Origin of the sequence: Paraburkholderia kururiensis, assembly GCF_034424375.1 — a bacterium.
GTDB classification, from domain to species: Bacteria; Pseudomonadota; Gammaproteobacteria; order Burkholderiales; family Burkholderiaceae; genus Paraburkholderia; species Paraburkholderia kururiensis_A.
In genome coordinates, this window is the sequence record NZ_CP139965.1 from 2,083,815 (window position 1) to 2,103,998 (window position 20,184).

General features: G+C 65.8%; 20 protein-coding genes. 14 read left to right on the top strand and 6 right to left on the bottom strand.

Annotation, left to right across the window (positions count from 1 at the left end; translation table 11 throughout):
• Nucleotides 1-15 precede the first annotated feature (15 nt).
• From U0042_RS09390 to U0042_RS09405, 4 genes are all read right to left on the bottom strand, one after another.
• Complete coding sequence (locus U0042_RS09390) at nucleotides 16-693, bottom strand: HutD family protein (protein ID WP_114814414.1); 678 nt, start codon at nucleotides 691-693, stop codon at nucleotides 16-18.
• Entirely contained in the window at nucleotides 690-1,649 is a 960-nt protein-coding gene (locus tag U0042_RS09395; RefSeq protein WP_114814413.1) for an electron transfer flavoprotein subunit alpha/FixB family protein, read from the bottom strand. The genes U0042_RS09390 and U0042_RS09395 overlap by 4 nt, the downstream gene beginning before the upstream one ends.
• Nucleotides 1,646-2,419 carry an electron transfer flavoprotein subunit beta/FixA family protein gene (locus U0042_RS09400; protein WP_114814412.1) on the bottom strand — a complete coding sequence of 258 codons (774 nt, stop codon included), beginning with the start codon at nucleotides 2,417-2,419 and terminating at the stop codon, nucleotides 1,646-1,648. Before U0042_RS09400 ends, U0042_RS09395 begins: the two co-directional genes overlap by 4 nt.
• 62 nt (nucleotides 2,420-2,481) lie before the next feature.
• A complete protein-coding gene (locus U0042_RS09405; RefSeq protein ID WP_114814411.1) occupies nucleotides 2,482-3,666 on the bottom strand; it encodes an NAD(P)/FAD-dependent oxidoreductase in 1,185 nt (394 codons plus the stop codon).
• Nucleotides 3,667-3,856: 190 nt separating this feature from the next.
• Between U0042_RS09405 and U0042_RS09410 the strand changes: the two genes are divergently transcribed.
• A complete protein-coding gene (locus tag U0042_RS09410; protein WP_114814410.1) occupies nucleotides 3,857-4,822 on the top strand; it encodes a LysR family transcriptional regulator in 966 nt (321 codons plus the stop codon).
• A 17-nt stretch (nucleotides 4,823-4,839) separates the two neighbouring features.
• Nucleotides 4,840-5,658 (top strand): N-formylglutamate deformylase, encoded by an 819-nt coding sequence (gene hutG / locus U0042_RS09415; protein WP_114814409.1) that lies wholly within the window; start codon nucleotides 4,840-4,842, stop codon nucleotides 5,656-5,658.
• Nucleotides 5,659-5,860: 202 nt separating this feature from the next.
• On the opposite strand, the gene U0042_RS09420 is transcribed toward hutG, so the two are convergent.
• A complete protein-coding gene (locus U0042_RS09420; RefSeq protein WP_114814408.1) occupies nucleotides 5,861-6,463 on the bottom strand; it encodes a helix-turn-helix domain-containing protein in 603 nt (200 codons plus the stop codon).
• A gap of 249 nt (nucleotides 6,464-6,712) precedes the next feature.
• Here U0042_RS09420 and glnT point away from each other — a divergent pair, with 249 nt between their 5' ends.
• From glnT to U0042_RS09445, 5 genes are all read left to right on the top strand, one after another.
• Nucleotides 6,713-8,101 carry a type III glutamate--ammonia ligase gene (glnT, locus tag U0042_RS09425; protein WP_232833548.1) on the top strand — a complete coding sequence of 463 codons (1,389 nt, stop codon included), beginning with the start codon at nucleotides 6,713-6,715 and terminating at the stop codon, nucleotides 8,099-8,101.
• 12 nt (nucleotides 8,102-8,113) lie between these two features.
• A complete protein-coding gene (locus U0042_RS09430; protein WP_114814407.1) occupies nucleotides 8,114-9,022 on the top strand; it encodes a class II glutamine amidotransferase in 909 nt (302 codons plus the stop codon).
• Nucleotides 9,010-9,699 carry a protein glxC gene (locus tag U0042_RS09435; RefSeq protein ID WP_114814406.1) on the top strand — a complete coding sequence of 230 codons (690 nt, stop codon included), beginning with the start codon at nucleotides 9,010-9,012 and terminating at the stop codon, nucleotides 9,697-9,699. Before U0042_RS09430 ends, U0042_RS09435 begins: the two co-directional genes overlap by 13 nt.
• 25 nt (nucleotides 9,700-9,724) lie before the next feature.
• Nucleotides 9,725-11,086, top strand: coding sequence for an FMN-binding glutamate synthase family protein (locus U0042_RS09440; protein WP_114814405.1), 1,362 nt, complete (start codon nucleotides 9,725-9,727; stop codon nucleotides 11,084-11,086).
• Nucleotides 11,087-11,198: 112 nt separating this feature from the next.
• Nucleotides 11,199-12,584, top strand: coding sequence for an ammonium transporter (locus tag U0042_RS09445; protein WP_114814404.1), 1,386 nt, complete (start codon nucleotides 11,199-11,201; stop codon nucleotides 12,582-12,584).
• Nucleotides 12,585-12,623: 39 nt separating this feature from the next.
• Here the strand turns inward: U0042_RS09445 and U0042_RS09450 are convergent, their stop codons facing one another.
• Nucleotides 12,624-13,310 (bottom strand): GntR family transcriptional regulator, encoded by a 687-nt coding sequence (locus U0042_RS09450; protein ID WP_114814403.1) that lies wholly within the window; start codon nucleotides 13,308-13,310, stop codon nucleotides 12,624-12,626.
• A 272-nt stretch (nucleotides 13,311-13,582) separates the two neighbouring features.
• Here U0042_RS09450 and U0042_RS09455 point away from each other — a divergent pair, with 272 nt between their 5' ends.
• The 7 genes from U0042_RS09455 (at nucleotide 13,583) to U0042_RS09485 (ending at nucleotide 20,141) form a co-directional block, all read left to right on the top strand.
• Nucleotides 13,583-14,179, top strand: a complete 597-nt coding sequence (locus tag U0042_RS09455) for an amino acid synthesis family protein (RefSeq protein ID WP_114814402.1) — start codon at nucleotides 13,583-13,585, stop codon at nucleotides 14,177-14,179.
• The gene (locus U0042_RS09460; RefSeq protein ID WP_114814401.1) at nucleotides 14,169-15,095 is read left to right on the top strand and encodes an alpha/beta fold hydrolase; all 927 of its coding nucleotides are present in this window, start codon (nucleotides 14,169-14,171) and stop codon (nucleotides 15,093-15,095) included. Before U0042_RS09455 ends, U0042_RS09460 begins: the two co-directional genes overlap by 11 nt.
• Nucleotides 15,092-16,048: a flavin reductase family protein gene (locus tag U0042_RS09465; RefSeq protein WP_114814400.1), complete on the top strand. Its 957-nt coding sequence runs from the start codon at nucleotides 15,092-15,094 to the stop codon at nucleotides 16,046-16,048. Before U0042_RS09460 ends, U0042_RS09465 begins: the two co-directional genes overlap by 4 nt.
• A gap of 70 nt (nucleotides 16,049-16,118) precedes the next feature.
• Nucleotides 16,119-17,162, top strand: a complete 1,044-nt coding sequence (locus U0042_RS09470) for an LLM class flavin-dependent oxidoreductase (protein ID WP_114814399.1) — start codon at nucleotides 16,119-16,121, stop codon at nucleotides 17,160-17,162.
• Between the two features lie 66 nt (nucleotides 17,163-17,228).
• Nucleotides 17,229-18,701: an aldehyde dehydrogenase gene (locus tag U0042_RS09475; protein ID WP_114814398.1), complete on the top strand. Its 1,473-nt coding sequence runs from the start codon at nucleotides 17,229-17,231 to the stop codon at nucleotides 18,699-18,701.
• Between the two features lie 29 nt (nucleotides 18,702-18,730).
• The gene (locus tag U0042_RS09480) at nucleotides 18,731-19,045 is read left to right on the top strand and encodes an NIPSNAP family protein (protein ID WP_114814397.1); all 315 of its coding nucleotides are present in this window, start codon (nucleotides 18,731-18,733) and stop codon (nucleotides 19,043-19,045) included.
• Nucleotides 19,046-19,109: 64 nt separating this feature from the next.
• Complete coding sequence (locus U0042_RS09485; RefSeq protein WP_114814396.1) at nucleotides 19,110-20,141, top strand: ABC transporter substrate-binding protein; 1,032 nt, start codon at nucleotides 19,110-19,112, stop codon at nucleotides 20,139-20,141.
• Nucleotides 20,142-20,184 lie beyond the last annotated feature (43 nt).

Consider the following 20,184-nt stretch of genomic DNA (forward strand, 5'->3'; position numbering starts at 1 on the left):
TGCAAGGCAGAAGAGTTAGCGTCCGGCTGGGCCGGTTGTAATGGCAATCGAAATCAGCCGGGATTCGGGCGCGATGGGCGTCAGGTCGAGTTCCTCGCTGCGGCCGTCGAGCCACAGGCCGTGCATCGGCAGCAGGTCCTGGGCGCTCAGAAGCGTACTGCCGACGCGCCAGTGCCCCGACGCGCAGATCAGCATCTGCGTGGGCGCCGGTGTGACGCGATGCGTATGCGTGGCCACCACGACGGTGGCTACGCAGGCCGCGCGTCGCGTCATGACGTTGAGCACGTGTGTCGGCCGGACGACGTCGCGCGCCCACACCGGCAGGTCGCCGGGGAAGTGCGCGGGCGCTATCGGGCTCGCGGTCAGATGTCCGTCCTGGGCATGCAGTTCGACGCTGGTGTTGTCCATCGGCACGAGCACGCGGTCCATGCCCGGGAAGCGCGAAAACGCGGCCGAGCCCTCCAGCGTGGCGAGACTGATGCGCCAGTCGACGTCGCCGTGAGCACCGGTGCGACTCGCAATCGTGCGCGTGACGCCTGCGCCGTTGGCCCACGCTTCGGGCGGAATCTGCGCGCAATCCACGAACCGGACGCACGGATAGCGCGACGCCGGCAGGCTGTTCGCCGCGCGGGCGGCAGGAGCAGCCGGTACGCCCTGCAACGACGCGCTGCGTTCGTAGCTTGCGTGCGTCATGCGCGGTCTCCGGCGTCGACGTGACGCTCCAGTGCGCTCACCACATCGAACAGATCACCGACGAAACCCACGTCCGCGAACGAGAAGATCGGTGCATCGGGATCTTTGTTGATGGCGACGATCAGCTTCGAGTCCTTCATCCCGGCCAGATGCTGAATGGCGCCGGAAATGCCGAACGCGAGATAGGCGTCGGGTGCCACGGTCTTGCCGGTTTGCCCCACCTGGATGGCGTTCGGCGCGTAGCCTGCGTCGACCGCGGCACGCGAGGCGCCTAGCGCCGCGCCGAGCCGCGAGGCGAGCGCGCCAAGCCGCGCCATGTTTTCGCCTGAGGCGAGACCGCGACCGCCCGATACCACGATCGGCGCGTTCGCAAGATCGATTCCGGTGGCCTCTGCACCGTTACGTTCGAGCAAGGTCGTTGCAGCGAATGCAGGCGGCGCTTCGAGCGAGGCGATCGGGGCCGGTTCGGTGCGATCTTCCGCTACCGCGAACGACGAGGTACGAACGGTCGCGAAGGTCGTGTCGCGCGTGCTGGCCACCGTCGCGACGATGCTGCCCGCGTAGAGCCCACGTACGAAGTGTCCGTCGTCGGTGAGGCCGGTCACGTCGGCAACGAACGCGGCGTTGGCGAGCGCAGCGGCGCGCGGCAACGCATTGCGGCCCAGCGTGCGATGCGCGGCCACGATGAGCGAATAGCGCGGCGCCAGCGCGGCGAGCTCTGCGGCAAGGCTTTCCGGCGTGATGCTGTTAGCTAACGCCGTGTTGGCAGAGGCCGGCGTATCCGGCTGGATGACACCGTCCACGCCATCGACGAGTGCGGCTTGCGCGGCCACAGCCGGATCGAGAACCAGCACATCCACCGGGCAGCGCCGCACACGCGCCGCGCTCACAAGGCGGCGAACGGCTTCCGGCAGCGTGTGGTCTGCGGTCGTTTCTGCGACGACGAGCGTTCTCATGTGCTGGCTCCTGAACGGGAAAAGACATGGTGTGCGGCGAGCGCGGCGAGCAGTGCATCGACGTCGGCGACACGATGGCCGGCGCGCTGCACGGACGGTTCATCGAGCCGCACGGTGCGCGATGCCGGCGCGAGATCCACGGCGAACCGGCTCGCGTCGACGACGGCAAGCGGCTTCTGTTTCGCCTTGACGATGCCGGGCAGCGTGACGCGCCGCGGTTCGGCGAGACGCAGGTCGGCGCTGATGACGGCTCGCCCGGCGAGCAACCACGTTGCGGTGCCGCTGTCGTCGCCGCACACCACGCGCCAGCCGTCGGCTTCGCGCACGAGCGCCGTGGCGTCGAGCCCCTGAGGCCAGCCGAGCAGGCCGGCGAGCATCGGCGCCACGCCTCCTGTGTCGTCGTCGATGGCCTGCTTTCCGCAGAGCACGAGATCGTACGGCGACGTGTCGAGCCACGCGTGCAGCAGGCGCGCGACGCCGGCCGGGTCCAGCGCGGCATCGCCCGTGTCGATCAGGACCGCGTCGTCGGCGCCCATCGCGAGGCCCGTGCGCAACACGTCCTGGCAGACCGGCTGGCCGCATGTCACGACGGTTACGTGCGCGGCGTGGCCGGCTTCGCGCAGGCGCAGCGCCATTTCGAGCGCGCATTCGTCGAACGGATTGAGGGACATCTTGAGGCCAGTGGTCTCGACGCTGCCGGTCGAACCGACGCGCACGCGCACGTTCGGATCGACGACGCGTTTGACCGGCACCAGTATCTTGAGGGACATGGGATGTCTGTCTGAAACGGAATGGAGGGAAGCCTGAGGGAAGCCCAAAGGAAGCAGGACGATCAGGACACGGCGCCCAGGCCGTACTTGCCGGTCAGCAACGCGCCGGTCGCAAAGCGCTCGAGCGCGTAGGGCGCGAGCGACACGTCGGTTGGCTGACCGAGTGCGTGCTGGGCGAGCAGCTTGCCGATGGCGGGTGAGAGCTTGAAGCCGTGGCCCGAGAAGCCGAAGCCCACCACGAGCCCTTCGATGTCGCCCATCTTGCCGAGCACCGGATTCCAGTCGGGCGTCACGTCATAGACCCCGGTCCACGACGATGCCAGCCCGGCCGTTTCGTAGGCGGGAAAGCGCTCGGCGACCTGCGCGCCCACTTCGGCGACGTAATCGAGCGAGATGTCGCCCTGTTCGGTTTCAGGCGCGTTCAGCGTTTCGCCCACCACGCCCTCGGACACCAGCATCTGACTGCCGCCGTAGCTGCGGTAGTACAGCATGCCGGCCGAGCCGAGGTCTTTGAACGCCGGCATCTGATACGAGTAGCGGGCCTCGCATTCGAGCGCCAGCACGGTGTGCCGTTCCGCCGCGACAGGCAGCGGCACGCCGATCCAGCCCGATAGTTCAGGTGTCCAGATGTTCTGCGTGCTGATGAGCGTTGCGCACGTGAAGCGGCCGGCGTTCGTCTCGATGCCGACCACGCGGCGGCCTTCGCGCACGAGTCCCGTGACGGTCGTGCCTTCGAGAATCTTGACGCCGCGGCGTCGCGCCGATTTGGCGAAGCTCGTCGCGACGAGGTACGCATCGGCAAAGCCGGCTTCCGGCTCGAAGCCGATCAGCGCCGCGTCGTCGAACTGCGCGATAGGCAGGCGCTCGCGGGCCTCGTCGCGCCCGAGCAACTGGACTTCGATGTCCATTGCGCGCTGGGCGTCGAGCGACGCGCGCAGCGGATCGAGCTTCGGGCCGTCGGGCGCGCAGATCATGTAGCCGCACTTGACGAGTCCGCACGACGCTTCGTCGTCGCCTACGTATTCGGCGAAGTTGTTGAACGCCCACCACGACGCGCGCGCCAGCTCGACGTTCTGGCGGACCGAGTAATGCGTGCGCAACAGGCCGGACGATTGCGACGTGGTGCCGGCGCCGATCATGCCGCGCTCGACGACGAGCACGCTGCGGGCGCCGAGCGAGGCAAGGTGATGCGCGACCGAGGTGCCGATCACGCCGGCGCCGATCACGATGAAGTCGAAGTGGCTCATGGTTCCCTTCATGGTCCTCTGGGTAGACGGTGAGCCGATTCTAGGCAGCGCGGGTGCCGCCGAATTTTGTATTAGGCAAACTTATGAAGCTCGCCCGGAAGTGCTCATCCAGAGCGCGGGCAGACCGAACCGGTGCATCATTCCTGCCACCTTGCCGGAACGGCCGTATTCGACGGCAGCTGGAGAGAAGATGCGACGTACCCCACCGCCAATCGACCTGCGCGCGCTGCAGGCTTTCGTCGCCGTGTGCGAGACCGGGTCGATGACTGCTGCGGCGAAGCGTATCGGCGTGAGCCAGAGCGCGATCAGCCAGGCCGTGTCCGCGCTCGAACGCGAGCAGGGCGCCGTGCTGTTCGATCGCGACAGCCGCCCGCCGCGCCCCAACATTGCCGGCCGCGCACTGCTCGAACTCGCCGGGCCGTTGCTCGAGCACGCGCAGATGGTCAGCACGCGGGTGGGCGACGCATCGGATTCGGGGCGCTTGCCGGTGCGCCTCGGCTGCGTCGATTCGTTCGCCGCGACCGTCGGCCCGGAACTGATCCGGGCCGTGTCCGGCACGTCGAGGCAGATCTCGATGTGGTCCGGCATCACGCCGGGCTTGAGCAAGCAGTTGCACGACCGGGAACTGGACGTCGCCGTGTGCACGCAAACCGCGCTGAGCGACGCGCGCATCGTGGAGGTGCCGCTTTTCTCGGAGGCCTTTGTCGCCGTCGTCGCGCGCAGCCACCTGGCCGGGCGCCCGAACGTGGACTGGCGCACGCTCGCCGCCGAACTGCCGCTGATCCGCTACACGGCGCGTTCGGTGATCGGCCAGCAGGTGGAGCGGCTTGCGCGCCACCTGGGTATCGACAGCCCGAGGCGTTTCGAATTCGACGCGACCGATCCGTTGCTGAGTCTCGTCGCCGCGCGGTTCGGCTTCGCCATCTCGACGCCGCTGTGCCTGTGGCAGGCGCGGCACTACCTGAGCGAGATCGCGATCCTGCCGCTGCCGTCCGGGCGGCTGGGGCGGCGCGATTTCTTTCTGCTGCACCGGCAGGACGAATGGGATGACTTCGTGAGGGAGATCGTGGAGCTGACGCGGTCCGTGCTCGACCATTCCATCCGGCCTGCGCTCGCCCGCGCGTTGCCGCACCTTGCCGACGACGCATTGCTTTGATTCACCAGGAGCCCTGCATGAGCGACCTCTACACGCTCGAACGCGGCGACGCGCCGTTGCTGATTTCGATTCCGCACCTCGGAACGACGATTCCCGCACCGCTGCGCGGCCGCTATACCGATACCGCCTTGACGCTTGCCGATACCGACTGGCATCTCGACCGCCTGTACGCGTTCGCGGCGACGCTGGGCGCAACGGTGCTGGGCGCGACCGTGTCGCGCTACGTCATCGACCTCAACCGGCCGCCCAACGACGAAAGCCTGTACCCGGGCCAGACCACCACCGGCCTGTGCCCAGCCGAGACATTTCGCGGCGAGCCGCTCTATCGCGACGGTTGCGAGCCGGATGGAGAGGAGAAGCGCCGGCGGGTGGCCGAATACTGGCGGCCCTATCACGCGGCGCTCGCGGCCGAACTGGCCCGACTGCGCGAGCGCCATGCTCACGTGCTGCTCTGGGAAGCGCATTCGATTGCAAGCGTGCTGCCGCGGCTCTTCGACGGCAAGCTGCCGGACCTCAACATCGGCACGCAGGACGGCCGCACGGTCGCGCCGTCCGTGCAGCGCGCCATCGAGCGCGAAGCGGCGGCGAGTCCGCAGACGTGGGTGGCGAACGGCCGCTTCAAAGGCGGCTATATCACGCGCGCGTTCGGCAACCCTTCGGGCGGTGTGCACGCGGTGCAGCTCGAGATGTGTCAGTCGACGTACATGAACGAGACTTACCCGTTCGCCTACGAGCCGGCGCGGGCGGCGGCGGTACAGGGCACGGTGCGCGCCATGATCGATGCGGCGCTGGCGGCGTTGGCCGCGTTGCCGCGGTCGCAGCATAAGGAAGGGTGATACACCTTCGTAACCGCGCTTTCCGGAATAGTGCGGCGCTGCACCGGAATCGTTGCTCCAGCGCACTCTCAACTCGCAGAAACAGCCCAGGCCTTCAATGACGACGCCGAGCATAGCCGCCCAGAGTGTTTATCCATGGGAATCTTTGGTTCCCATCAATAAACATGGCATGAAGCTTGCACTGTATTCGCCGACGGGCGACTCACTCTTCGGCGGGTTGCCCGTAGACGAAGATCGACAGGAACTGGATGGGGGTTTTGATCAGGCGTTCCGGGCCGTGCGGAACATCGCCGCGGAACGTCAGGGTGTCCCCCGGATGCAGGACGTAGGTCTGCTGTCCGTGCCGGTATTCGATGACGCCCTTGAGCATGTGGATGAACTCGGTGCCGGGATGCTCGAACACCGGGAAGCGTTCGGCCTGGTCTTCCATCGTGATCAGGAACGGCTCGAAAGTCTTGCGCGGCCCCTGGTCGTAAGCCAGCAGATGGTAGGTGTGACCGCTTTTCGTGCCTTTGCGGACCACTTCCATGCCGGCGCCTTTCTTGACGAGCTGGGCGCCGCCTTGCGGGACGTCGAAGTTGCGGAACAGCGTGGACATGGACACGCCGAGTGCCTGGGCGATCCGGTTGAGCACGTCGAGTCCGGCCGAGGTCTGCGCGTTCTCGATCTTCGAGAGCATGCCGCGGCTGATGCCGGCCTGTTCGGCAACCTGTGCGATGGTCAGGTCGTGGCTCTGGCGCAACTCGCGGATGGTGGTTCCGAGATAGCGTTCGAGCGGCGTCTTGCTGTCGTCTGCGGTGGGCATCGTCGACCTCGGTAAATCGGCAAGAGTAGCAGATTGCGGTATTCGCGCAGGCGCTGTCCCTTGACGCCGGCGTGTAGGCCGGAAGTTTCATGGAGGGAATAATTGTTGCATGACAATAAATTCCTCCACATACTGAAGACGTGGTTCAAGCGTGCCGTGCGCGGTGCCTGTCCATGTCGCGAAGTCGGGCCGCTCGTCTGCCGGGCGGCTTCCTCAAATTAGCGAACCATGCAACAGGAAGGAGTGGCGATGAACCTGAACGATGCGAGCCCGTTGCCCGTCAACGCGCTCGGAAGCGTGCCCCGCTTTGGCAATGCGGAAGAAGCCCAGGCGTACCTCGCGCAACACGGCGTGAAGTACGTGCTGGCGCAATTCGTCGACATTCACGGCGTGGCCAAGGCGAAGTCCGTGCCGCTCGCGCATCTGCGCAGCGTGCTGGAGGCGGGCGCGGGCTTCGCGGGTTTTGCGATCTGGGGCGTGGGCATCGAGCCGAACGGGCCGGACTACATGGCGGTCGGCGACCTTGCGACGCTCACGCCGGTGCCGTGGCAGGCGGGCCTCGCGCGGATCGTCTGCGACGGTCACGTGGGCGGCGCGCCGTGGGCGTTCGATTCGCGCGTGACGCTGAAGAAGCAGGTGGCCCGCGTTGCCGAACGCGGCTGGACGCTCTACACGGGACTCGAGCCCGAGTTTTCGCTGTTGAAGCGCAGCGCGTCCGGCGTGCTCGAGCCTTGCGACGCGAGCGACACGCTGGCCAAGCCGTGCTACGACTACAAGGGGCTGTCCCGCACGCGCGTGTTTCTGGAGCGGCTCACCGAATCGCTGCGAGCAGTGGGTATCGACGTCTACCAGATCGATCACGAGGACGCGAACGGCCAGTTCGAGATCAACTACACGTACACCGATTGCCTGACCTCGTGCGACCACTACGTGTTCTTCAAGATGGCCGCATCGGAAATCGCGAACGAACTCGGCATGATCTGCTCGTTCATGCCGAAGCCGTTCGCGAACCGGCCCGGCAACGGCATGCACATGCATATGTCGATCGGCGACGGCGAGCGCAATCTCTTTGCCGACAAGGCGGACGCGCTCGGCATGGGCCTGTCGACGCTCGGCTACCAGTTCACCGCAGGCCTGCTCGCCCATGCGCCCGCGTTGACCGCACTCTGCAACCCCACGGTGAACTCGTACAAGCGGCTTGTCGTGGGGCGCTCGCTGACGGGCGCGACCTGGGCGCCCGCTTATATCAGCTATGGCGACAACAACCGCTCGACCATGGTGCGCATGCCCGGCGGCCGCATCGAATTGCGTTTGCCCGACGGCGCATGCAACCCCTATCTCGCGACGGCGGCCGTGATCGCCGCGGGCCTCGACGGCATCGACCGTGGTCTTTCGCCCGGCGCGCCCGCCAACGAGAACCTGTACGAATGGTCGCCCCAAAAGCTGCGCGAGCACGGCATCGGCGTGCTGCCGCAGAACCTGGGCGAAGCGCTCGACGCACTCGAAGCCGACCAGACGCTCTGCGATGCGCTCGGGCCGGTGGTGGGCGAATTCATCAAGCTCAAGCGAATGGAGTGGCTCGAATACATGCGCCACGTGTCGGATTGGGAAATCAGGCAGTACGTCGAATTTTTCTGAGGAGAAAGCAACATGTGCGGAATCGTGGGATTGCTGGTCAAGACACCGGCATTGCGCGACCGGCTTGGCGAACTGATGGTGCCGATGTTGATCGGCATGACCGAACGGGGCCCCGATTCGGCCGGCCTCGCAGTGTTCGCCGATGCCGTGGAGGCGGACCAGCGCAAGCTCAGCCTGTACTCGGGTTTTACGGACGAAGGCGAGCACTTTCCGTGGGACGTGCTGCTCGACCGCGTGAAGGCGTCCGTCGATACGGGCGCGCACGTCGAGGCCAAACAGAATCATGCGGTGCTCACGGTGCATGCCCAGGCGGACATGGTGAGGAAATGGCTGAACGAGCATTACCCGCGCCTTTACGTCCTGTCCGCGGGCCGGTCCATCGATCTGTACAAAGACATCGGTTTGCCCGCGGACATCGCCGCGCGCTACGCGTTCAGCGAGCTCAAGGGCTCGCACCTGGTGGGACACACGCGCATGGCGACCGAGTCGGCGGTGACGCCTGACCGCGCGCATCCGTTTACGGCCGGCGAAGATTTTTGCCTCGTGCACAACGGCTCGCTCTCGAATCCGTACGGCGTGCGCCGCAAGCTGGAGCCCAAGGGCATCCACTTCGATACCGACAACGACACCGAAGCCGCGTGCCGCTTCCTCGAATGGCGCCTGCGCGAAGGCGACACGTTGCCCGTCGCGCTGCAACGGGGCTTCGAGGAACTGGACGGTTTCTACACCTTCCTGATGGGCACGCCCACCGAACTCGCGCTGATTCGCGACCCGTTCGCGTGCAAGCCTGCCGTCGTCGCGGAGAACGACGACTACGTGGCGATCGCGTCCGAGTTCCGCTCGCTCGCGCATCTGCCCGACATCAAGAACGCGAAGGTCTTCGAACCCGCACCCGAGGAGATGTACGTATGGAACGCATGACATTCGACCTTGAGCGCACCACCGTCCGGGAGGTCAACCAGTATCTGCACGGCAGCGCCGACACGCTGCGCGGCGAGGCCATCGTCGTGACCTCGCCCAACGGCGCGCACAACATCGCAGTGGGCGTGGATGCCGACGTGACGGTGACCATCGAAGGCCACGCCGGCTATTACGCCGGTGGCATGAACAAGCACGCAACCATCGTCATCGAGGGCAGCGCCGGCACCGGCGTTGCGGAAAACATGATGAGCGGCAAGGTGCATGTGAAGGGCTTTGCGTCGAACGGCGCGGGCGCATCCGCGCACGGCGGGTTGCTCGTGATCGATGGCGACGCGGGGCTGCGTTGCGGCATCTCGTTGAAGGGCGGCGACATCGTGGTGGGCGGATCGGTGGGCAGCTTCTCCGCCTTCATGGCGCAGGCCGGGCGCATGGTGATCTGCGGCGATGCCGGCGACGCGCTGGGCGATTCGCTGTACGAAGCCGTGCTCTACGTGAAGGGCGACGTGAAATCGCTCGGCGCCGACGCGCAGTTCGAACCGATGACCGATGCCGACGTGAGCGCCGTTGCGGCGTTGCTCGATGCAGCCGGGCTGGACCACGATCCGCGTGCGTTCAAGCGCATCGCCTCGGCGCGCACGCTCTACCACTGGAACGCCGATGCGGACCAGGAATATTGAATCCACGCCCCACCGAGAAGACGCCATGGAAGTCAAACCCGTTCATTTCGCACGCTTGCAGCAGGAAGAGTCGTACGGCTACGACCGCAAGACGATCGACTACATCCACACGGCCGCGCAGCGCGGTCTTTACGAGATTCGCGGTCTGGGCGCGAAGCGCCACGTGCCGCATTTCGACGACCTGCTGTTTCTCGGCGCGTCGTTGTCGCGTTATCCGCTGGAGGGCTATCGCGAGAAGTGCTCGACACAGACCGTGCTCGGCACGCGCTTCGCGAAAAAGCCCATCGTGCTCGACATTCCGATCACCGTGGCGGGGATGAGCTTCGGCGCGCTGTCGGCGAACGTGAAGGAGGCGCTCGGTCGTGCGGCGACGGCGGCCGGCACGTCGACCACGACCGGCGACGGCGGCATGACGCAGGAGGAGCGTCTTTCGTCGAAAACGCTCGTCTATCAGTGCCTGCCCTCGCGCTATGGCTTCAACCCCGACGACGTGCGCCGTGCCGACGCCATCGAGGTGGTGATCGGGCAGGGTGCGAAGCCGGGCGGCGGCGGCATGCTGCTCGGGCAGAAGGTGAACCCGCGCGTGGCCGCCATGCGCACGCTGCCGGCCGGCGTGGACCAGCGTTCGGCGAGCCGCCACCCGGATTGGACCGGCCCCGACGATCTCGCGATCAAGATTCAGGAACTGCGCGAGATCACCGATTGGGAAAAGCCGATCTACGTGAAGGTGGGCGCGACGCGCACCTTCAACGACGTGAAGCTCGCCGTGCATGCGGGCGCAGATGTCGTCGTGGTCGACGGCATGCAGGGCGGCACGGCGGCCACCCAGACCTGCTTCATCGAGAACGTCGGCATTCCGACGCTCGCCGCGGTCCGTCAGGCGGTGGACGCGCTCGAGGATCTGAACATGAAAGGCCAGGTGCAGCTCATCGTGTCGGGCGGCATTCGCACCGGTGCGGACGTGGCGAAGGCGCTCGCGCTCGGCGCGGACGCCGTCGCGATCGGCCAGGGCGTGCTGATGGCGCTCGGCTGCAACGGCGAAACGTACTTCCAGGACGGCATGCTGCATTCGGCCGTGGCCGATTACGCGGCGCTGCATACGTCGCCCGGCTTCTGTCATCACTGCCACACCGGCAAGTGCCCGGTCGGCGTCACGACCCAGGACGCCGTGCTCGAACGGCGTCTCGAACCGGAAGAGGGCGCACGTCGTGTGCGGAACTACCTGAAGACGCTGAACATGGAACTGGCCACCATCGCGCGGGCGTGCGGCAAGCAGAACGTGCATCACCTCGAACGGGAGGATCTGGTTGCGCTGACGGTCGAGGCGGCCGCCATGGCGCGCGTGCCGCTCGCCGGCACGTCGTGGATTCCGGGCATGCGCGACTAGCGTTGCGCTTGCCGCGGCGACAGGAACGTTCCTTTTACGTGTTTTTCTTTCGGCGCGCCCCTTGCCGGGGAGCGCCGCCTCCTTTTATTCAAGGTATCGGCAAATGAAGAGAATGATCGGCTTGCTTGCATTGATGGGAACGCTCTTCCTCGCGATGCCCGCCTGGGCACAGACCGGCCCGGCCGCTCCGATGCCGAACAAGGGAGATACGGCGTGGATGATCGTCGCCACGCTGCTCGTGGTGATGATGGCGGCACCGGGGCTGGGGCTCTTTTACGGCGGCATGGTGCGCGCGAAGAACATGCTGTCCATCCTCATGCAGACGCTGGTGGTCTTTTGCCTGCTCGGCGTGCTGTGGGCGCTCTACGGTTACAGCATCGCGTTCACCGAGGGTAATGCGTTCTTCGGTGGCCTCAGCAAGGCGTTTCTCGCGGGCATCACGCCGGACTCGACTGCCGCGACGTTCAGCAAGGGCGTGGTGATTCCGGAATTCATCTACGTGTCGTTTCAACTGACGTTCGCGGCGATCACTCCGGCGCTGATCGTGGGCGGCATCGCGGAGCGCGCGAAGTTTTCCGCCGTGCTCATGTTCATGGTGCTCTGGTTCACCTTCTCATATCTGCCCATCGCGCACATGGTCTGGTACTGGGCGGGTCCGGACGCCTATACCAGCGCCGCGGCGGCCGACAAGGCCAACGCTTCGGCCGGCTTCCTGTTCCAGAAGGGCGCCATCGACTTCGCGGGCGGAACCGTCGTCCATATCAATGCCGGGATCGCGGCGCTCGTGGGCGCCGTGATGATCGGCAAGCGGGTGGGCTTTGGTCGCGAGTCCATGGCGCCGCATAGCCTGACGATGACGATGATCGGCGCGTCGCTGTTGTGGGTGGGATGGTTCGGCTTCAATGTGGGCTCCGCGCTGGAGGCAAGCGGTGGCGCGACGCTCGCGTTCGTCACGACGCTGCTCGCCACGTGCGCCGCCACGGTCTCGTGGACCGGCGTCGAGTGGGCGCTGAAGAAGAAGCCGTCGATGCTCGGCGCGGTGTCGGGCGCTATTGCGGGCCTCGTCGTCATCACGCCCGCGTGCGGCTTCGTCGGTCCGATGGGCGCGCTTGTGATGGGCGGCGTGGCCGGCGCGCTGTGCTACTGGGGCGTGAACGGACTTAAGCGGCTGATCGGCGTGGACGATTCACTGGACGTGTTCGGCGTGCATTGCATCGGCGGAATTGCCGGCGCGCTCCTGACCGGCGTGTTCGCATCGCCGTCGCTGGGCGGCACCGGCATCTACGACTACACCGCGAACAAGGTGGCCGACTATCACATCGCGGATCAATTGATCGCGCAGTGTTGGGGCGTGGGTACGTCGCTCGTGTGGTCGGCGGTCGTCTCGATCATTGCGTTCAAGCTGGTCGACCTGACGATCGGGCTGCGCGTGGATGCCGACGGCGAGCGTGAAGGGCTCGACGTCAGTTCGCACGGCGAGACGGCCTACCATCCGTGAACGTGTCGGCGTCAGGCGCGTGGCTCACGCGCTGCTGACTCACGTGCTACCGGCTGCCTCGCCCTGTTCGGCGAGCGCGCGCCGCGCAAGCTCCGATACCCGCTTGATGTGGGCGCACGACGCCGCCGCGGCGGCTTGCCCGTCGCCGCGTTCGATTGCATCGAGCAACGCATTCATCTCGCGGTTCGATTCGTCGCTGCGGCCAGGCGTGGCGATGGTGAGCGCGCGCAACCGGTTGATGCGCGCGTTCAGCGACTTGACGACACCGAGCGAGACGACCTTGCCCGCGCCCTCGAACATGGCGTCGTAGAACTGTTCCGTGTGCTCGAGTACGCGCGAGGCGTCGCCTGCCGCGAAGGCGGCCTCGATCATGCGCCGGATGCCGCGCAGCCGCGCCACCAGCTCTGGCGTTGCGCTCGCCGCGCAGGCGTTGGCAGCGTTCGCTTCGAGCAGGCCGCGCAGCTCATAGATCTCTTCCACCTGGCCCGGATCGAGGCGCGCAACGATGGGCCCTTGCCGCGCCGCTGTTTCGACGAGCCCTTCGGTCTCCAGATGCCGCAGGACTTCGCGTACCACCGTGCGGCTCACGCCCAGTTCATCGCACAGCGTGCGCTCGACGAGCCGCGCGCCGGGCTTGAAATAGCCCTGCACGATCGCGCCGCGCAGCTTGTCGAGGGCCAGTTCTCTCAGGGTCTTGGCGGTTCGGTTTATTTTCAGGTCGGACATGGCAGATAAGGGCAAAAGGAGCTTCCGGTAGTGCCTGGCGGGGGGAACTCCGGCACATGGTATTCCGTATTATCCCCGATCTGGATGCCTGCATGCGAACGCCGCGCCGCGGCGTCCGCCAGCGGCGGCGAATGCATGGCAAGGACCATGCCAAAAACGCCTCCACCATATTATGGTATTCCACAGTATCCCTGAATTTTGGCGCGCCATAATCTGGTATACCATCATCTCAACGATGACATCCAGGGCATCGCTCAAGTCAGGAGAACGCTATGAAGCTAGAAGTGCGCAAGCTGGTCAGCTACGTCGAAGAAACGTTCATCGAAGGCGGCAAGGCTGCGCCGCGGCCGTTGAAACTGTTCGGTGTGGCCGCCGTGCTTCGCAACCCGTGGGCGGGCCGCGGCTTCGTGGAAGACCTGAAGCCTGAAATTCACGGGCTTGCCCCGCAACTCGGCGAATTGCTGACGGCGGAAATCCTGCGCGCGGCGGGGTCCGGCGATGCGGTGGAAGGCTATGGCAAGGCGGCCATCGTCGGTACGTCTGGCGAAATCGAGCACGCTTCCGCGCTGATCCACACGTTGCGATTCGGCAATCACTATCGCCAGGCGGTCGGCGCGAAGAGTTATCTGAGCTTTACGAATCTGCGCGGCGGCCCGAACTGCCCCATCTCGATTCCGCTGATGCACAAGCACGACGAAGGCATGCGCTCGCATTACCTGACCGTGCAGTTTTCCATTACCGATGCGCCCGCTCCCGACGAACTGGTGATCGCGCTCGGCGCGTCGATCGGCGGGCGCCCGCATCACCGTATCGGGGACCGCTATCAGGACCTGAAGGACCTTCAGGAGCTGGCGTCCAATGAAGGTTGATCCTGTGCTCGACCGTGCCGTGACGCGCGGCCTGGCCGCGGGCACGCGCTACAGCCTCTATCCGTCGCAGGCGGCGATGGCCGGCGAGACGGTCGTGCTGATTCACGGCGTGGGCATGAACCACAGCGTGTGGGCGCCGCAGATCGACGCGTTGACGCAGCACTACCAGGTCGTTGCGTACGACATGCTCGGGCACGGCGAAAGCAGGCTGCCGACGGCGACGCCCACGCTCGGCGAGTACGCCGCTCAACTCGAAGGGCTGCTCGACGCCTTGCAGGTGGAGCGCGTGCATGTCGTGGGGCATTCGATGGGCGCGCTCGTCTCGCTCGAATTCGCCCTGCTGCATCCGCAGCGCACGTTGAGCGTGGCGGCGTTGAACGCCGTCTACAACCGCACACCCGGGCAACGGGCAGCGGTGATGAGCCGCGCGGCGATGCTCGGCTTATCACCGCGCACGCCGCGCGCACCCGGCACCCAGGCAGGCCCGGAAGGCGGTGGCGACACGGGCGTAGACGCCACCCTCGCGCGCTGGTTCGGCGATCCGGTGCCTCCGCATCTTGCTGAGGCGGCCGAGGCAATTCGCGCGTTGCTCGTGAACGTCGACCCAGTGGGTTATGCGCGCACTTACCAGCTCTTTGCCTGCTCGGACGACGCGCATGTCGGCAGGCTGGCCGACCTCGCCGTCCCCGCGCTGTTTCTCACGGGCGAATGCGACGCGAACTCGAATCCGGTCATGTCGCATGCCATGGCCGCCGCCGCGCCGCTCGGCCATGCCGCGATCATCGCGAACGCGCGCCACATGATGAACGTGACCCATCCGGCGCAGGTGAACGAGCGGTTGCTCGAATTCCTGCTCGACACATCGAAAGCCGGTGCGAACGGCGATCAACGGTCCGATATCAGGAGAATGCAATGACGGAGCCCATCCACGAACAGACCATCGATATCGCCGAATACCGCCGCGCGCTCGGTGCTTTCGTCACGGGCGTGACGGTGGTCACGACGATCCAGCCGGACGGCTCGCCGCGCGGCTTCACGGCCAATTCGTTTACCTCGGTGTCGCTCGACCCGCCGCTGATCCTCGTTTGCATCGCGAAGACGGCATCGAGCTATCCGGTGTTCTCGCAAACGCGCCAGTTCGCCGTGAGCGTGCTGGCCGAAGACCAGAAGGCCGTGTCCGGGGTGTTTGCCTCGAAGGCCGCAGACAAGTTTTCTCAGGTCGCGTGGCGTGCCCGCGTGACGGGTTCCCCCGTCATGGAAGGCGCGGCGGCGAGCTTCGATTGCGCGACCCACGAAGTGGTGGAGGCGGGGGACCACATCATCCTGATCGGCCGCGTCCTCGATTTCGTTCATACGCCATCTTCGCCGCTCGGCTATTGCCGCGGCGCGTACGTCAATTTCAGCCTGTCGCTCGACGCGCTTGCGGCAACCGGGACCCGCGCGCGAGTGGGCGCCATTCTCGAACATCGCGACGGGCTCGTGCTGCTCGATACGCCGCAAGGCCTGCAATTGCCCACAGGCGCGAAGCTCGAACCGCAGAGCGATGCCGCGAGCCTTGCGGGCGTGCTGGCGAAGCTCGGCATCAAGGCGCACCTGGACTTTCTGTTCGCCGTGTTCGAGTCCGACAGGCAGCCCACGCCCGGCGTGCAGATCTATTACCGCGGCCGCGTGAAGAACGACATTGCGCCGCAATCGGGCGGCCCCATCCGCATCGTTCCATTAATGCAGATTCCGTGGCACGAGTTACACGACGAAGCCGAGCGCTCCATGCTCGAGCGCTACATGCGCGAGCGAAGCGAAGACGCGTTCGGCGTGTATGTGGGCGACAGCGAAGCCGGCACGGTCCAGGCGCTCGCCGCGGCTCACTGAACGCATTCAGACATCGGGGCTGCCGGACACGAAGCGGTGTCGGGCAGCCGGCCCATCGGAGGCAAACATCATGAAATTTTCGTTGTTCCTGCACATGGAGCGGTACGACACGAAGACGTCGCACCGCGAACTGTTCGACGAGATGACCGAGCTCGTGCAGCTTGCCGAACGCGGCGGCTTCGAAACGGCATGGATCGGAGAGCACCATGCGATGGAGTTCACCATCGCGCCGAATCCGTTCGTGAATCTGTCGTATCTCGCCGCGAAGACCGAGCGCATCCGGCTCGGCACCGGCACCGTCATCGCGCCGTTCTGGCATCCCATCGCGCTCGCGGGCGAGGCCGGCATGGTCGACGTGGCGAGCAACGGCCGGCTCGATCTCGGCGTGGCGCGCGGTGCCTATTCGTTCGAGTACGAGCGCCTGTTGCCGGGACTCGACGCCATGAGCGCCGGCGCGCGCATGCGCGAACTCGTGCCGGCCTTGCGCAAGCTGTTCGAGGGCGACTACGCGCATCAGGGCGAATTCTGGTCGTTTCCCGCCACGACGCCGGTGCCGCGTCCTATCCAGCAGCCGCATCCGCCGATGTGGCTCGCCGCGCGCGATCCGAACTCGCACGCGTTCGCGGTGGCCAACGGCTGCAACGTGCAGGTGACGTCGCTCGCCGCGGGCGACGCCGAAGTCGTCAGTCTGATGGAGCGTTTCAACGCCGCCTGTGCCGCGCATCCGGACGTGCCGCGCCCGCAGGTGATGATGCTGATGCACACGTTCGTCGGGGCCAATGCGGCCGAGGTGGACGCGGCCGTTGCCGACCTCGCGGACTTCTACCGGTGTTTCTCCAAATGGTTCAAGAACGAGCGTCCGGTCACGCAAGGCTTCATGGAGCCGCTCACGGAGGCCGACGTCGAGATGTTCCCGCAGTATTCGCACGAGGCGATTCGCAAGAACCTCGTGATCGGCGAGCCGAAAGAAGTCATCGGGCGGCTCAAGCACTACGAGGAACTGGGCTACGACCAGTACAGCTTCTGGCTCGACAGCCACATGAGCTTCGAGCGCAAGCGCAAGTCGCTCGAGCTGTTCATCTCCGAGGTGATGCCCGCATTCGGCGCGCGCTGAAACCGAGTCCCTGAGCTTCTCAGCCCCTGAGCCTCTAAGCCAACTTCATGAACGGAGCGGCTTGATATGTTGCAACGGTTCCAGCAGTACATCGACGGCGCCTTCGAAGACGCCGCGGAGCATTTCGACAGCATCGATCCGTCGTCGGGCAGCGTATGGGCGCACATGCCCGCGGCGAGTGCGCAGGACGTGGATCGCGCCGTGTGTGCCGCGCATCGCGCCCTCACGGACAGCGCATGGGCCAGTCTCACCGCGAGTGCGCGCGGCAAGCTCCTGTACCGGCTCGCCGCGTTGATCGAACAGCATGCACCGCGCCTTGCCGAACTGGAAACACGGGACACCGGCAAGATCATTCGCGAGACGCGCAGCCAGATCGGCTACGTCGCCGACTACTACCGCTATTACGCGGGCATGGCCGACAAGATTCAGGGTGCGTGGCTACCCGTCGACAAGCCCGATATGGAAGTGACGTTGCGACGGGAGCCGGTGGGTGTCGTCGCCGCCGTCGTGCCGTGGAATTCGCAACTGTTCCTGTCGGCCGTGAAGGTGGGGCCGGCACTCGCGGCCGGCTGCACCGTGGTGCTCAAGGCTTCCGAAGACGGCCCCGCGCCTCTGCTGGAATTCGCGCGGCTCGTGCACGAGGCCGGCTTTCCGAAGGGCGTGGTCAATATCGTGACGGGCTTCGGCAACGAATGCGGCCGCACGCTGACGAGCCATCCGCTCGTCTCGCGCATCGCCTTCACGGGCGGGCCGCAAACCGCACGTCACGTGGTGCGTAATTCCGCGGAGAACCTCGCGGCGACGTCGCTCGAACTGGGCGGCAAGTCGCCCGTGCTCGTGTTCGACGACGCGGACCTCGACAGCGCCTGCAACGCGGTGGTGGCGGGCATCTTCGCGGCGACGGGGCAAAGCTGTGTGGCCGGTTCGAGGTTGCTCGTGCAGCGCGGCATTCACGATGCGCTGGTCGAGCGTCTGATCGCGAAGGCGGGCGCCATCCGCATTGGCGACCCGCAGGACGACGCCACCGAGATGGGGCCGCTCGCCACCCGTCGCCAACTCGACCACATCCAGCAGGTGCTGGGCGCGAGCGTGGAAGCCGGCGGCCGTGTCGTGGCGGGCGGCACGCAGCCGGACGGCATGACTACCGGCCACTACTTCCTGCCCACCATCGTCGATTGCCCGCATGCGCGCGTGCCGTGCGTGACGGAGGAGCTGTTCGGCCCGGTGCTCAGCATCGTCGCATTCGATACCGAAGCCGAGGCCATTGCGCTGGCGAACGACAGCCGCTACGGCCTCGCGTCCGGCGTGTTCACGCGGGACCTCACGCGCGCGCATCGGCTGACCCGTGCATTGCGCGCGGGCATCGTGTGGGTCAATACGTACCGCGCGGTCTCGCCGATCGTGCCGTTCGGCGGCTATGGCCTGAGCGGTCTGGGGCGCGAAGGCGGCCTCGAAGCGGTGCTCGACTACACGCGCACGAAGTCGGTCTGGATTCGCACGTCGGACGAGCCGATCGCCGACCCGTTCGTCATGCGTTGAAGCGTTCAAGCGTTCAAGAGAGAGTCGCCATGTTCTACGAAGTCCGCACCTATCGCATCAAGACGGGCGCCGTGCCCGCTTATCTGAAGCTCGTGGAAGAAGAGGGCATCGGGTTGCAGAAGCGGTATCTGGGCCAACTCGTCGGCTATTTCTATTCGGAAATCGGTCCGCTGAACCAGATCGTGCATATCTGGGCTTACCCGAGCCTCGATGAACGCGAACGGCGTCGCGCACAGCTTGCCGCAGACCCGGCCTGGCAGGCCTTCGCGCCGAAGATTCAGGCGCTGATGGAAGAAATGGAAAGCAAGATCATGAAGCCCGCGCCTTTCTCGCCGCTCGGATGAAGGCCACACCATTCCCCGATGTCCCCACTCCACGATTGACAACTGCCTGAGGCAGGAGACCAATATGAACAGCAGGAACGTCTTTCAAACGGCAGCGCTGATCACGGCATGCGCGGCCGCCTTCGCAACCGCAAGCGCTACGGCGGCCGAGCCGATCGTCTTCACGAGCTGGGGCGGCACGACGCAGTCTTCGCAGGACAAGGACTGGGCCCAGCCCTTCACCAAGGCAACGGGCGTGAGCGTGCTGATGGACGGCCCCACCGATTACGGCAAGCTCAAGGCCATGGTCGAAAGCGGCAACGTAACGTGGGACGTCGTCGATGTGGAAGGCGATTTCGCGTACGCCGCACAGAAGGCGGGCTTGATCGAGCCGATCGACTTTTCGGTCGTCAAGAAAGACGAACTCGATCCGCGCTTCACGTCGCCTGCCGCCGTGGGCAGCTTCTACTACTCGTTCGTGCTGGGCTACAACAAGGCGAAGTACGCGGGCGCGCAACCCGCGACGTGGACCGATCTGTTCGATACGAAGCGCTTCCCCGGCAAGCGCACGCTGTACAAGTGGTCCGCGCCGGGCGTGCTCGAACTGGCGCTGCTCGCCGACGGCGTGCCGGCCAACAAGCTCTATCCGCTCGATCTCGACCGCGCGTTCAAGAAACTGGACACCATCAAGAGCGACATCGTGTGGTGGAGCGGCGGCGCGCAGTCGCAGCAACTGCTCGCGTCGGGCGAGGCGCCGATCGGCATGTTCTGGAACGGCCGCCTGCATGCGCTCGAACAGACGGGCGTGCCGGTGGGCATCTCGTGGAACCAGAACCTGACCGCGGCCGACATGCTCGTCATTCCGAAGGGCGCGAAACATCGCGACGAGGCGATGAAGTATCTGGCCGCCGCGACCAGCGCCCAGGCGCAGGCGAAGTTCGCCGCGGATACGGGCTATGCGCCGATCAACGTGAAAGCGCCGGCGTTGATGCCCGCTGCGGTCGCGAAGACGCTGCCCGACCAGTACAAGTCGTCCCAGATCGACCTCGACATGAAGTATTGGGCCGAGCATCGCGACGAGATCGCGAAGCGCTGGTATGCGTGGCAGTCGAAGTGAGCATGAAGCAAGCATGAAGTAAGCATGAAGCAAGCATGACCCC